This is a genomic window from Pedobacter sp. KBW06, from assembly GCF_003852525.1.
Taxonomy (GTDB): domain Bacteria; phylum Bacteroidota; class Bacteroidia; order Sphingobacteriales; family Sphingobacteriaceae; genus Pedobacter.
The window spans coordinates 867013-879425 of the sequence record NZ_QAJL01000005.1; the positions used below are offsets into that span (position 1 = coordinate 867013).

The window sequence follows — 12413 nt, forward strand, 5'->3', positions numbered from 1 at the left end:
AAATATTTCTATGGATGAACCAAGCTTCTATTCCTATTTTTTTATTTCTTTGTAAAACATGAGCGTTTCCCTTAAACAAATTTACATTCTTGGATGCAGCATCTTTCTCGCCATTTTAAATCCACAGCAAGTCTTTAGTCAGCAAAACAACCTGAACAGAATCACGTTAAATTGGGGTTCCTTTCTTAAAAAGAACAATAGTAAACGTAGTTATATTGCTTATACTGCACACAAGACGATGCATAAATATCGGGCCACACAACGTGGAAATCAGCTTTCTCTTAAATTTGAAGTCGGGGTTACACTGGATTCGCTGCAAACCTTCCTGGATCCAGACAAGTTGAAAAGCCTGGATGCCCAGGGTAAAAAGGCATTGCTAAATCATGAACAGGGACATTCAGATCTTGCAATTATCTATGGCAGGATCCTTTATAGTCGTTTATCCAAAGGAAAATACAGCATTGCGAATTATAAGAACGAAGTGAAAAGCATTTACGACTCGGTGATGAAGGAACTGGCCGGGCTCAATATCAAATATGATATGGAAACAGAACACGGGCAATATGAAGAAGAGCAGCAAAAATGGGATTTGTATTTTAAGAAGGAACTTGCAGGAAAATCTTAAGCTTGCAAAAGCGGATGTAAGGTTAGGAAGGCCATTTTGAATGGCTGTTTTGGATAGCTGCTTTTGATAGCTGCTTTTGATCGCTGTTTTTGATAGCTGTTTTAGGTGGCGATTTTGGATGGTTATTCGGATGGCTATTTTATCCTTGTAACAGTTGCTTCAACACGTGTTTATAATTTTTCCCTAAAGGCAGTTGCGTCGCATTTTTCAGATAAATCGTGTTTCCCTCGATGTAATGCACAAACTTCTTATTCAAAATATAGGATTTATGAATCCTTACAAAGTTTTCTGCAGGCAGCTGACTTTCAAAACTGCTCAAAGTTCTCGGCGTCAGCAGGAACCGTTGTTCTTCCCAAACCTTCACATAATTCCCCAGACTTTCGAGGTAGCAGATTTCATCCAGGCTAAGCAGCACAAATTTCTTGTCAGATTTGATGTAGATCTGTCCGGCTTCGGTAACCGGGTTTGGAGGCAAGGCAGTTGCTGTGATTCCGGCGCTCTTTTTTAAAGTATGCTCTGCAAGTGCCCGGTTTACGGCTTTTAAAAAGCGGTCGAAACGAAAGGGTTTTAACAGATAATCACAAACGTCCAGGTCAAAACTCTCCAAAGCATGTTCCTCATAGGCAGAGGTAATGATAATCAGGGGCCGCTGTTGCAATGTTCTTAAAAAATCCAGACCGTTTAGCCTGGGCATCCGGATGTCCAGAAAAATGAGGTCTACCGTATTTTTGCTTAAAAACTCCAGTGCTTCTGTTGCCCGGTAACACTGTCCGATATTCGCTAAAAAAGAGACATCTGAAATGTATTTCAAGATCACATCGTGTGCCAGAGGTTCATCATCAACAATTAAACAGCGCATGCTCATAACAGGTTCAGGTATAATTCAGCCTTAAAAATAGGTTTATTTATTGCTGTTTTCAGCATGTGTTCCCCGGGATACAGTAAGGCCAGCCTTTTTTCCAGGTTAAGTAAACCAATACCCGGAGCTTTTAGTGTTGCCGGCTGTTCAAATGAGTTTTCACAGCTGAAATAAAGTGTACCAGCTTTGCATTTTAAAAAGAGCTTCAATACTGCCCCCTCTTCGGCTGGCTCAATGCCATGCTTAAACGCATTCTCTACAAAAATGATCAGCAGTAAAGGTGCGATGGGCTGGTCCTCATTGTCAATATCGGTCAGAAATTCTAAAGTCAGGTTTCTCCTCAGGCGAAGCCGCTGTAACTGGATGTAATCCTGGATGTATTTTACTTCCTCGGAAATCCCTACCAGATCTTCTTTACCCCTGTAAATCACATAACGCATCAGTTCAGAGAGCTGGAGAATGCTCTCCGGTGCTTCTTTTGACTGTTGCAGGCTCAATGCATACAGGTTATTCAGGGTATTGAAAAAGAAATGCGGGTTGAGCTGCTGCCTGAGCAGGTCCAGCTCTGTCTGTGTTTTTTCCTTTTCCAGCGCAACGATCCGGCTGTTTTGCCTTGCCCATTGCAGGGCCAGCACGATGGGCAGACTGACCACCATAATTCCTGCCGCCGAAAAGGCATTCTCCATTTTAAAGGGATTGCTGGAAATGATCCCTCCCATAATTTTGTTGATGGGCAGGCTGATTAAGAGTTGCCCGAGGATGGGATATAAAAAGGCTACTGCGGCGAGAACGCTCAATGCGTACATCACCCTTCCCTGCTCTTTCAGAATTTTAGAAACCAGGAAATGACTGTTGATATAAAACAGCAGGTAGCCACAAAGGTACATCAGTAGAAACTGCAGGCTAAAGCTCAGAAAAGTCCAGAAATGATGGAAGATCAGGCGGAAGTTCAGTTCGAGATAGATGAGGAGATATCCCTTTTTCAGGTACTCGGGTTTTTCCAGCGAAGAGACCCCCATGGCCCCGAGGATGACCGAAACCAACAGCAGACTGAGGAGAATGGCACCGTCCAGGTCCAGCTTTTTCAGCCAGTTCACGTGCTTAACCTGAAGCTGATAATAACGGTTCAGCTCCAGAATCACTTCAAGAACCAGGGCCGAAACACCCGCAACAAAGATGACCCCTTCAAAAAAGCCCCAGGGCTTTAGCCAGATCATGAGGAAAGTGCTGGCAGGCAGACAAAGACCAAAACAAATCAGCCAGTACCTGAGGTAAGCTTTTCTGCTTAAGCGGGCTTTTAATCCGGCCTTATGCCAGGAAAAGAACAGCGCAGGAAGTTGAGCCAGGCCGAAAACACAAATGCCTTTAAAATAATTGACCCAGCTGGAACCCGCCTCTTCCAGATTGTAAAGAATGGCAATCCAAAGAACCAGGCCCAGAAAGAAAAGGAATTCCTGATGCCGGAAAAAGAGACCTGATTTAGCTGTTAACTTACTCATAAACGCTTAAAGATGATAAAGAACGGCCGAATATCCTGCAACTACAAATCTTAATGACAAACGTCCTGTTTTTAATGACGAAGGTAAAAGAATGCGAATATCAGTCAATAATGACCGTTCATCACGATAAGGCTTTCCTTCCTCACTTATAATTCTGAAGCCTCTGAATCTCCGCTAATTTACATCCAATTCATACCAACACGATTATGTACAGACTGCAAATCATCGGGCTCAATAAGAGCTATAGCAAAGGGATCAAAGCTTTAGACAATGTTTCCCTAAATATTTCCAATGGCTTATTCGGGCTTCTGGGACCTAATGGCGCCGGGAAATCCTCCTTAATGCGAACCCTGGCCACCCTGCAACGTCCTGACAGCGGGCAGGTATTATTTTCCGGAACAGATATTCACCATCATCCCCAGGAATTGCGCAGTCAGCTGGGCTACCTGCCGCAGGATTTTGGTGTCTATCCCCGAATTTCCGCAATCGATCTGCTGGACCATCTCGCATTGTTAAAAGGTTTGCTAAACAAAAGGGAACGGAGCCAGCAGGTGATGGCCTTATTGCAGCAAACCAATCTGTATGAGGTCCGCAAACAATCGGTCAGCACCTTTTCCGGAGGGATGAAACAACGCTTTGGCATTGCCCAGGCGCTGTTGGGAAACCCACAGCTGATCATCGTAGATGAACCTACTGCCGGACTGGACCCACAGGAGCGCAACCGCTTTCATGACCTCCTGAGCGAGATCGGGGAACAGGTGGTGGTGCTGCTTTCCACACATATCGTAGAGGATGTGAAAGACCTCTGCCCTGAAATGGCCATATTGGCCCAGGGTAAGGTGATCCTTCAGGGAAAACCGGCAGAACTCACAGCAACCCTGAAAGGACAGGTTTGGCGTGCAACAGTCTCCAAAGAAGTACTGAAGGTCTACCAAACTACATTAAATGTGATCTCTACCCGAAGTTTAATGGGCAAAACGCAGTTACATGTACTGGCAGACAGCTGCCCGGATTCCGGATTTGAACCTTTCTATCCGGGTATGGAAGAGGTGTATTTTTCTGCCTTGTTTGGCGCACAGGGCACCGGAAAGGAAGGCATATCATGTTAAGGTCTATGCTTTGGTTTGAATTGAAGTATCACTTTAGCCAGATCTTGTTTAAGATTGCGATTCTGTTGTTTTTTATCCTGGGCATGATGTCCACGACCCTGAACTTCGGCAATGAAGAGGTGCATAAAAATGCACCCTATGTAGTCAGCACCATGGTGGGCCTGCTGGCCTTGTTCTCCATCTTCGTCAGCACGCTGTTCTGCGCAAATGTGGTGTTGAGAGATACGACTTATCAAATGGAATCCCTCCTGTTTACCACAGGAATCAAACGCCTGCCCTATTTCCTCATCAGAATTGTCGGACTGATCATTTCTGTATTTATAATTCTGGCCATTGCAGTGCTGGGGTTATTGATGGCTTCCCTGTTTCAGGATGCTGCACAGCTTGGCCCTTTTAATCCGATGTATTTCCTGCAGCCACTTTTTGTACTTGCATTGCCAACAGTGGTCCTGATCAGCAATCTCCTTTTTGCAGTGGCCATCCTGAGCAGAAACGTGAAGCTGGTTTACGTGTCCGGAGTACTGCTTTATGTATTGTATTTACTGGGCTCCATTCTTGGAAATTCGCCCTTAATCGCCAACTCCGCGTTGAAGCTGACGGAACCGGACCTCCTGACGGTTCTCGCAGATCCCTTCGGACTGGCACCCTTTTTCCAGGAAACACGTTCCTGGACCATCGCCCAGCGCAACGGACAGCTGTTTGGACTTCAAGGTGACTTTCTGCTGAACCGCCTGGCCTGGACAGGCGTTGCAATAGTGCTCCTGGCAGTCAGTTACCGGTATTTCAAATTCCGCGCCTCCTCAACGCTAAAAAGCAAAACTCCGAAGGAGAAGAAAGAGAAAATGGCAGGAGTAACAGATAAGGTCTGGTACAGAAAACGTGCTGTCCAAACCTCGGGCAACAGCTATTACCGGGCAATCTTCCGGCAACAACTCAAACTGGAAATCAGCGCGGTATTTAAACACCTTCCTTTTTTCCTGATGTTATTGATCTGGGCTTTCCTGATGACAATCGAATTAAAAGACCATCTTTTCAGCGGCTTCTATGACATCCATTCCTACCCTGTAGCAGAAGTTATCATAGAACAACTGATGGCGGTCCGTCCGGCAATGTTACTAATCGTCTTTTATGCGGCTGAACTCATCTGCAGGGAACGTACCGTAAATATACAATCCCTGATTTACAGCAGTCCTGCCCCAAACCTGATTTTCTGGGCCTCCAAGGCAGTTACGCTTGGCCTGATGGTGATGGCCATCATCAGCCTTAATATTGGCATTGGGATCGCCACACAGCTTGTCAACGGGCAGTTTGGCATTGATTTGCCGCCTTACCTTTCCCTGTATTATTATTCCGGCCTGCCTTTATTTTTATTTGCCTTGCTGGTGGTCTTTATCCAGACCCTGATCCCCAACAAATACCTGGGCATGATGGTCAACCTCACTGTTGCCGGATTGATTTCTTTTAGCCGGAGCATAGGAATTGAGCATTACCTGTTGCGCTATGCAAGTGTACCACATCTGGAATATTCCAGGCTAAACGGCTTTGGGCATTATGCAATGGCTTTCAACTGGTATATGATCTACTGGACAGCTTTTGCATTGATGCTTTCCCTTCTGTCCATTTCCATGTGGCAGAACGGCAGGCAACATGGTTTCAGGGAACGCATCAGTTCCATTGGAAAGCACTGGACAAACACCGGGCGACTGGCTTTCTCCATAAGCCTAATCGTATGGCTCGGCTCCGGGGCTTACATTTACCATCAAACGAACATGATTGGGAAATATAAAAACAGCCAGGCGAGACTGGATTGGCAATTGCGCTATGAAAAAAAATATAAAGCCTTGGACAGCCTTCCCCAACCGGTCATCAGCGCTATAAAAACGCAAATTGCCCTTTATCCGCAGGATCAAAAATATACGGTCAGCGGCAGTTACCTGATGAAGAATGAATCCGGGAAGCCGATTTCAAAAATCTGGTTAAACATAGATCAGGAAGTGCATTCCGCAAGCGTTAACATCCCTACGGCAAGCAAACAGCTGCATGATGATGAATTTGACCAATACTGGATTTCCCTGAAACAGCCCTTATTGCCTGGTGCAAGCCTCCCGGTGCAGTTTTCCATGGAAGTGATCCGTTCGGGATTTATGCCTTTTAACAACGAAAACTCCCTGCTCAGAAACGGAAGTTATATTGAGCTGGAGAAATACCTGCCCTCAGTTGGTTATAACAGCGGAAATGAAAGCGACGACGCTGTTGCCAGGAAGAAGGCAGGACTACCGGAAGTACAGGTCATGAAGAGCATTCCCAATCAGCAGTATCATTTGGTCGATTATGAGAGTACCATTTCTACCCTTCCGGATCAGTATGTGGTCAGCGTAGGCAATTTACAACGAAGCTGGACAGCAAATAAGCGCAGGTATTTTCATTATAAAACAGAGAAACCGGTTAACTTTATGCTGGCCTTCAGTTCAGCACGGTATACCCAAACAAAAGCATTACATAAAGGCATGGAACTGACGGTATTTTATCAGGAAGAACATGAATATAACGTCCCTGCGATCCTGCAGGGCATGAAAGATGCGCTCGATTATGGCAACCAGCATTTCAGCCCTTATCCTTTAAAACAACTTAGTTTTGCAGAAATCCCGCAGTATCGTGGCGCGGCAACAGCCTATCCCGGAGTCTTGTTCGGCTCCGAAAAAATCATCTTTCTGAGTGATTACCGCGATACGTCCAAAGTGAATTATACTTATGCGACCACAGCGCACGAGACTGCACATCAATGGTGGGCAAATCAACTGTCGCCGGCCAATGCGCCGGGCGCGGCCTTCCTCACGGAGTCACTGGCAAAATATACAGAGGCCAAAGTCATAGAACATCGTTTTGGAAAAGCTTATTTAAGTGCTTATTTAAAAGCAGATAACCTATTGTATTTCAACCTGCGCAATATGTCCGGACAGGAATTACCGCTGTCGGCCACCATAGACCAGGCCTTTGTGCGTTACCAAAAAGGAGGACTCAGCCTGTACGCGATTTCGGAAGCAATTGGAGAAGAAGGGCTTAGTGCCGCATTACGCAGGTTGCTCGGTAAACACAGCGCACCTGGAAAGAAAGCCCTGGCCGAAGACCTGATCCGGGAGCTGTATGTAGGGGCATCAGATCAGCAACAGCAATTCATCGACGAAACGCTGAGAAAAGTAGTCAGCTATTCCTTAAAAATCAAGGCCTTAAACTGTAAAGCTTTAGCAGATGGCCGGTACCGGGTTACGCTACAGATCAACATCGACAAAAATGAATCGCAGGCATCCGGACAAAAAGCTTTGGCGGTCAATGAAGATTTCGACATCGCCTTTTTTGACCATCAGGCAGGAACCCGGGACCAGCGGCCAAAGCCTTTCTATCTTCAAAAACACCATTTCAACAAAAAAGAAACCATGATGACCATTGTTCTTGATAAAAAACCCAAATCAACGGGGATCGATCCTTATGGTTATGTGCTGGACGAAGATCAAAGAGACAATATACAGGAACTCAAATAAATAGGAATTTAACTGCCGGGTACTTTGGTCTAATACTCAGGATCCGGCAGTTAGTTTCGCCCAAATTTGCTAACTTTCGGCCTTTCCGGCTTTAACAGCGGCTTGAAAACTCCCGCCGGAAGAACTAAAGTTCAACAATAAATGAGAATCACATCAACCCTACTTTTAACTTTTGCCTTTTTTGCACTCAGAGGTCAGACACAGAAATCCAGCACCGCCATCACCCGCAATTTTAGCGGGAAAGTTGATAAATATCCTGTAGAAATGACCATTACCAGTTATGCCGGCAAGGATTCCGTTATTGGAAGCTATTACTATATCAAAAGCGGAAGCAACAATGCGATTCATCTAAAAGGAACCTTAAACAACAACACCCTTACCCTCACCGAGATCAATTACAGCGTAAAAAACGAAAAACTGATCAGCAACATCACCGGCCACCTGAACCTGGAAATTGCCGAAAATTGGGGATTAACCGGGGTTTGGGCAAATGCTAAAGCCGATAAAAAGCTGGCTGCTTCCTTAACTTGCCTGGAAAACAAACAGGCTTACAACCCCTTAAAAAACAGATACGAATTCATACGGTATACCATCGACAAATCCACCGTTACCTATCCCAACTGGAAAATTGACAAGATCAAAGGACTGAATATATTTAATGAAAAAGGGATATTGATTCAATCCTTAAGAGGCTTTGACGAATACATCTACAATGGTACCGCAGAAGCAGAGCTCGAAGACTTAAATTTCGATGGCATGCTGGACCTGAAGATTCAGACCTACCTACCCGAGGCAACCAAAGGAGATATCGCTTACCTGTATTTCCTCTACAACCCCATTCAAAAGAAATACATCCGCAGTCCGGAGCTCGAAGAACTGCAAGTTTTAAGTTTCGATGCTAAAAATAAGATTATAGAGAAAGACTATGCGGATGGAAGCGGCAATGAATCGACACACAGCTATAAATGGCTGGATGGCAAATTCTACCTCATTAAAAAAGTGATTAGTTATGAAAACGACGATGCCACCTATTACGAAGAATACAAAATCATCAATAAGAAATCGGTAAAGGTCAAATCCTACAAGTCCAGGAGCTAATAATTTAGTTGTTCTTTGCTTCCCTTTGTGTAAATTTAAATCAACCAAAATCAAAGGCAGCACATTTCATGGCAATGAACAGAAGAATGCAGTTCAAGATAAAACAGCTTTGCATCATCATCGTATCCTGGATGGTCATCGGTTTTATCATTGCAGTATACGATCACCTTGTCCTGATGACACATAGTGCACAGGGCCCCGCGCCCGGCTATTCTTTTCCAATAGCACTTGCCATCAATATGGGCGCCGGACTCTTCGGATCCATCGTTGGCGGTAGTGTCCTGGTCTTTTACATCAATGTCAAATACCAGGATAAATCCTATGCCTATACCGTTATTGCTGTAACCCTCTCCTTCATTCTGATCATTATCATCATCAACATCATCCTGAGTATGATGGGCAAGCCAGACCTGCTCAGAATGGCGAAGAACGGGTTGGTATGGTCAGTCATTGTGGCCATCACGCAATTCCTCATACAAATCAACAGCAAATTCGGTCATGGCATCTTCTGGGACATCATCCGCGGAAAATACAATACCCCAAAAGAAGAACGCAGGATCTTCATGTTTCTCGACATCAATTCCTCCACCAGCATCGCCGAAAAGCTGGGCGACCAGAAATACCATGAACTACTGAAAGACTTCTTCAGCGACATCACCAACCCCATCATCGACAATAAAGGCGAAATCTATCAATACGTCGGAGACGAAGTCGTTGTAGCCTGGAAATATGAAGACGGCATTGAAAACGGGAAATGCATCAATTGCTTTTTCGACATCAAAACCCAGATCAACAGCCTGCAGGAGAAATACCTCAAACTGTATGGTGTTGTTCCGGCCTTTAAAGCCGGGATTCATTGCGGAAAGGTCATTGCCGGAGAAGTCGGAATTATCAAAAGAGACATCACCTATTCCGGAGATGTGCTCAATACCACTTCCAGGATTCAGAGCCTCTGTAAGGAATTTAATCAGGAAATCATCGCCTCTGCAGATCTGATCACCGAACTCGGCATCACCAGCAATTACAACCTGCAGACTTTGGGCTCTATCAAATTAAGAGGGAAAGAAAAAGAAATGATGCTAGTAGCCCTGGCCCCTCTCCATTAAAAAAAGCCATCCGAAGATGGCCTTTTCATTGTATCAAAACTAAAAAAAACTATTATTTGGACTTCTCTTTCAAGAGGATCACTTCTTTCTTTAACAGCTCAATCTCTGCCTGCTGTTCTTTAATTGCAGCTACCAATACCGGAATCAGCTGTGCCGTTTCCACCTCATTGTAGCGCATGATTTTCGAATCGTTCTTTCCCGCAGGATAGCTCTTCGCACTTTCGTAAACCATTGCCGGGAACTCCGATTGTACGTTGCTCGCTAAAAAGCCGTACTGCTGACCCGCAGGAAGTTTCAGAAAATTGTATTTTTTGGTATCGTATTTAAAGGTTACCGGTTCCAGCTTTTTCAACTGCTCAGTAGAATGACCAATCTTATCAACATTTACTTTTAACGCACTCTCGTCAATTTTTTGTGCCTGAACAGTTACTGCAGAAGCACACAATAAAAGTCCTAATACAGAACCTTTAAATGCTAAAGGATATTTCATAAGTATATAAATTAAAGTAGAAAATTCTTGAATTCGAGGGATGTATTTTCGGCTGAATTAGCCCCTGAGGTCCGGAGGCGGATTGCTCAGTGTAATGTAGACCTTTGCCATATCCGGAAAGGAAAAAGGGGGAAATAAGGGATCGATCGAGATCATAGAAACAGCCGGTACTGAAGGATCGGTAAAATCCTCATCGAGGACTTCTGCCCTTTCTCCGGCTTTCTGGTCCTGCTCAGGAATTTCTTCTTCCTGCTGATCCGCAACACGTTCTGTCTGACTGAAAACAACTGCATACAACGGCGCACTCTTTACCAGCAGGAAAGAGAACAACAGCAATAAACAGCTTATTTTTCTAATCATCATTCCTGCAAATTTGCGAAATAACTCTGGGAAAATGGTCATGCTTCCACCATTTTCCCAATGAATTATTTAACATTTCGCTTTAAAAGATATTCGCAACCAGCTGGAGCGTACCGGTTTTGTGCTCCGGACTAAACATCGCCGTTGCGGCTACCGGAAGGTGGTATTTGAACAACACCAGGTCTTTATTATAAGTAAGGCCAGAATTTACGATATTCGGATGGTCCCCGTAAAAGTTCTTCTCCCGGCCGAAAGCAAAACCACCGCCCACAAAGACATGCAGGCTGCTGTTTTCCTCATCCTGCCAAAGCACCTGATCTACCTGCACATAATTCGAATAGGCATTGGCCCTTTTTCCGTTCGCCTTCACATAAGTATCCCTTCCCGCCACGATCGTATTCCAGCTGAGCGTTAAAGGCAGTTTGAAATCAAACTTATAAGCAAGCCCGGCATCAATAAAATGCGAGGTAGATGCATTGTTATAATTGAAGAGGTTCGCATTCGGGAAATCACTGAAATTGTTGATGTCCCAGACACTCAGCGTAAACCCTTTCTTCGTATAGCTCACATAATAATCAAACTCTTTATAATTCCCGTTCAGACTTGCACCTCCCCAGAATCCCGCCTGAAAGCTCCCGTCTTTAGATTTATAATGCAGGTCTACATCCGAGATCGGCGCATCTGACACTTTAAAACCCCTCCAGATGTACAAGCTCCGAAGCTGGAGATTCGCATCAAAAGGTTTGTATTTTTTAATCGTTTTTTCGCTCTGATTCAGGGCGGTACTATCCTGTGCCTGCAGTGTCAGACCAGATAGCAACAGCAAAGCAACGGCTACCCCACAATTCTTTAACCCGTTCATATTTCTTTATTTTAACATCAAATGAAGGAATGCCGCGAGTGCAGCTCCTGTAAGTGGTCCAACTACCGGAATCCAGGCATAAGCCCAGTCGTTTCCGGCTTTGTTTTTGATCGGAAGCAGCATGTGCATGATCCTCGGCCCAAGATCTCTCGCGGGGTTAATCGCATATCCGGTGGTTCCGCCCAGAGAAAGGCCAATCACCCAGACCAGCAGTGCCACAGGCAAAGCGCCTACAGAACCCAGTCCTACTACTTGTTTGGTATTCGCGATTTCCGCACCGGTGATGTGAAAAATAGTGAAGACCAATACAAAGGTTCCTACCAGTTCACAAATGAAATTGATTCCATAATTTCTGATTGCAGGACCCGTGCAGAATACTGCCATCTTTGCCCCTGCATCTTCCGTACGGTCAAAATGATCTTTATGCGTAAGCCATACCAGAAAGGCACCCATCATTGCGCCTAAGAACTGGGCAACAATGTATCCAGGCACATCTGCCCATGGAAAAGCACCGCTGATGGCCAATGCTACTGTTACTGCAGGGTTCAGGTGTGCCCCGCTGTAGGGTCCCGCTACCACTACCCCAACAAATACCGCCAGCGCCCAGGCGGTCGTGATCACGATCCAGCCACTGTTATTTCCTTTTGTGTCTTTTAAGACCACATTGGCTACTACCCCGTCGCCCAATAGAATGAGCAGCATAGTACCAATCATTTCTGCAATAAATGGTGTCATAGTGTTTATTTTTGGTTGTTATTGATTGAAAATTTTAGGCAATAGTCTTCCCTCACAGGGAGAAACCGTTCAAAATGAACCGCTCTCCCTGCGTAAAAGCAAGGCGTTTTTATTAAAATTTAAGGGATTTC

General features: G+C 44.9%; 11 protein-coding genes. 5 read left to right on the forward strand and 6 right to left on the reverse strand.

Annotated elements, in window-relative coordinates; translation table 11 throughout:
- The first annotated feature begins 58 nt into the window (after positions 1-58).
- The gene (locus DBR43_RS29705; protein ID WP_124586935.1) at positions 59-625 is read left to right on the forward strand and encodes a DUF922 domain-containing protein; all 567 of its coding nucleotides are present in this window, start codon (positions 59-61) and stop codon (positions 623-625) included.
- 139 nt (positions 626-764) lie between these two features.
- Here the strand turns inward: DBR43_RS29705 and DBR43_RS29710 are convergent, their stop codons facing one another.
- Positions 765-1490 (reverse strand): LytR/AlgR family response regulator transcription factor, encoded by a 726-nt coding sequence (locus DBR43_RS29710; protein ID WP_124586936.1) that lies wholly within the window; start codon positions 1488-1490, stop codon positions 765-767.
- The gene (locus tag DBR43_RS29715; protein WP_124586937.1) at positions 1487-2983 is read right to left on the reverse strand and encodes a sensor histidine kinase; all 1497 of its coding nucleotides are present in this window, start codon (positions 2981-2983) and stop codon (positions 1487-1489) included. The genes DBR43_RS29710 and DBR43_RS29715 overlap by 4 nt, the downstream gene beginning before the upstream one ends.
- A 206-nt stretch (positions 2984-3189) precedes the next feature.
- Between DBR43_RS29715 and DBR43_RS29720 the strand changes: the two genes are divergently transcribed.
- The 4 genes from DBR43_RS29720 to DBR43_RS29735 all read left to right on the forward strand — a co-directional run bounded on the left by DBR43_RS29720 (position 3190) and on the right by DBR43_RS29735 (position 9835).
- A complete protein-coding gene (locus DBR43_RS29720) occupies positions 3190-4092 on the forward strand; it encodes an ABC transporter ATP-binding protein (protein ID WP_124586938.1) in 903 nt (300 codons plus the stop codon).
- On the forward strand, positions 4086-7631 hold the full coding sequence (locus tag DBR43_RS29725; protein WP_124586939.1) for a M1 family aminopeptidase: 3546 nt from the start codon (positions 4086-4088) through the stop codon (positions 7629-7631). The genes DBR43_RS29720 and DBR43_RS29725 overlap by 7 nt, the downstream gene beginning before the upstream one ends.
- 141 nt (positions 7632-7772) lie before the next feature.
- Positions 7773-8729 (forward strand): XAC2610-related protein, encoded by a 957-nt coding sequence (locus DBR43_RS29730; protein WP_124586940.1) that lies wholly within the window; start codon positions 7773-7775, stop codon positions 8727-8729.
- Between the two features lie 74 nt (positions 8730-8803).
- Entirely contained in the window at positions 8804-9835 is a 1032-nt protein-coding gene (locus DBR43_RS29735; protein WP_124586941.1) for an adenylate/guanylate cyclase domain-containing protein, read from the forward strand.
- A gap of 52 nt (positions 9836-9887) precedes the next feature.
- On the opposite strand, the gene DBR43_RS29740 is transcribed toward DBR43_RS29735, so the two are convergent.
- The 4 genes from DBR43_RS29740 to DBR43_RS29755 all read right to left on the reverse strand — a co-directional run bounded on the left by DBR43_RS29740 (position 9888) and on the right by DBR43_RS29755 (position 12282).
- The gene (locus DBR43_RS29740) at positions 9888-10325 is read right to left on the reverse strand and encodes a tail fiber domain-containing protein (RefSeq protein ID WP_124586942.1); all 438 of its coding nucleotides are present in this window, start codon (positions 10323-10325) and stop codon (positions 9888-9890) included.
- Positions 10326-10382: 57 nt separating this feature from the next.
- Positions 10383-10688, reverse strand: a complete 306-nt coding sequence (locus DBR43_RS29745) for a hypothetical protein (protein ID WP_124586943.1) — start codon at positions 10686-10688, stop codon at positions 10383-10385.
- Positions 10689-10767: 79 nt separating this feature from the next.
- Complete coding sequence (locus tag DBR43_RS29750; protein ID WP_124586944.1) at positions 10768-11547, reverse strand: hypothetical protein; 780 nt, start codon at positions 11545-11547, stop codon at positions 10768-10770.
- A 6-nt stretch (positions 11548-11553) separates the two neighbouring features.
- Positions 11554-12282 (reverse strand): MIP/aquaporin family protein, encoded by a 729-nt coding sequence (locus DBR43_RS29755; protein WP_124586945.1) that lies wholly within the window; start codon positions 12280-12282, stop codon positions 11554-11556.
- Positions 12283-12413 lie beyond the last annotated feature (131 nt).

What these genes read in the sequence shown, in the direction of transcription:
- DBR43_RS29705 (WP_124586935.1), top strand. Translation starts at nt 59, where the DNA reads ATGAGCGTTTCCCTTAAACAAATTTACATTCTTGGATGCAGCATCTTT.
- DBR43_RS29710 (WP_124586936.1), bottom strand. Translation starts at nt 1,490, where the DNA reads ATGAGCATGCGCTGTTTAATTGTTGATGATGAACCTCTGGCACACGAT.
- DBR43_RS29715 (WP_124586937.1), bottom strand. Translation starts at nt 2,983, where the DNA reads ATGAGTAAGTTAACAGCTAAATCAGGTCTCTTTTTCCGGCATCAGGAA.
- DBR43_RS29720 (WP_124586938.1), top strand. Translation starts at nt 3,190, where the DNA reads ATGTACAGACTGCAAATCATCGGGCTCAATAAGAGCTATAGCAAAGGG.
- DBR43_RS29725 (WP_124586939.1), top strand. Translation starts at nt 4,086, where the DNA reads ATGTTAAGGTCTATGCTTTGGTTTGAATTGAAGTATCACTTTAGCCAG.
- DBR43_RS29730 (WP_124586940.1), top strand. Translation starts at nt 7,773, where the DNA reads ATGAGAATCACATCAACCCTACTTTTAACTTTTGCCTTTTTTGCACTC.
- DBR43_RS29735 (WP_124586941.1), top strand. Translation starts at nt 8,804, where the DNA reads ATGAACAGAAGAATGCAGTTCAAGATAAAACAGCTTTGCATCATCATC.
- DBR43_RS29740 (WP_124586942.1), bottom strand. Translation starts at nt 10,325, where the DNA reads ATGAAATATCCTTTAGCATTTAAAGGTTCTGTATTAGGACTTTTATTG.
- DBR43_RS29745 (WP_124586943.1), bottom strand. Translation starts at nt 10,688, where the DNA reads ATGATGATTAGAAAAATAAGCTGTTTATTGCTGTTGTTCTCTTTCCTG.
- DBR43_RS29750 (WP_124586944.1), bottom strand. Translation starts at nt 11,547, where the DNA reads ATGAACGGGTTAAAGAATTGTGGGGTAGCCGTTGCTTTGCTGTTGCTA.
- DBR43_RS29755 (WP_124586945.1), bottom strand. Translation starts at nt 12,282, where the DNA reads ATGACACCATTTATTGCAGAAATGATTGGTACTATGCTGCTCATTCTA.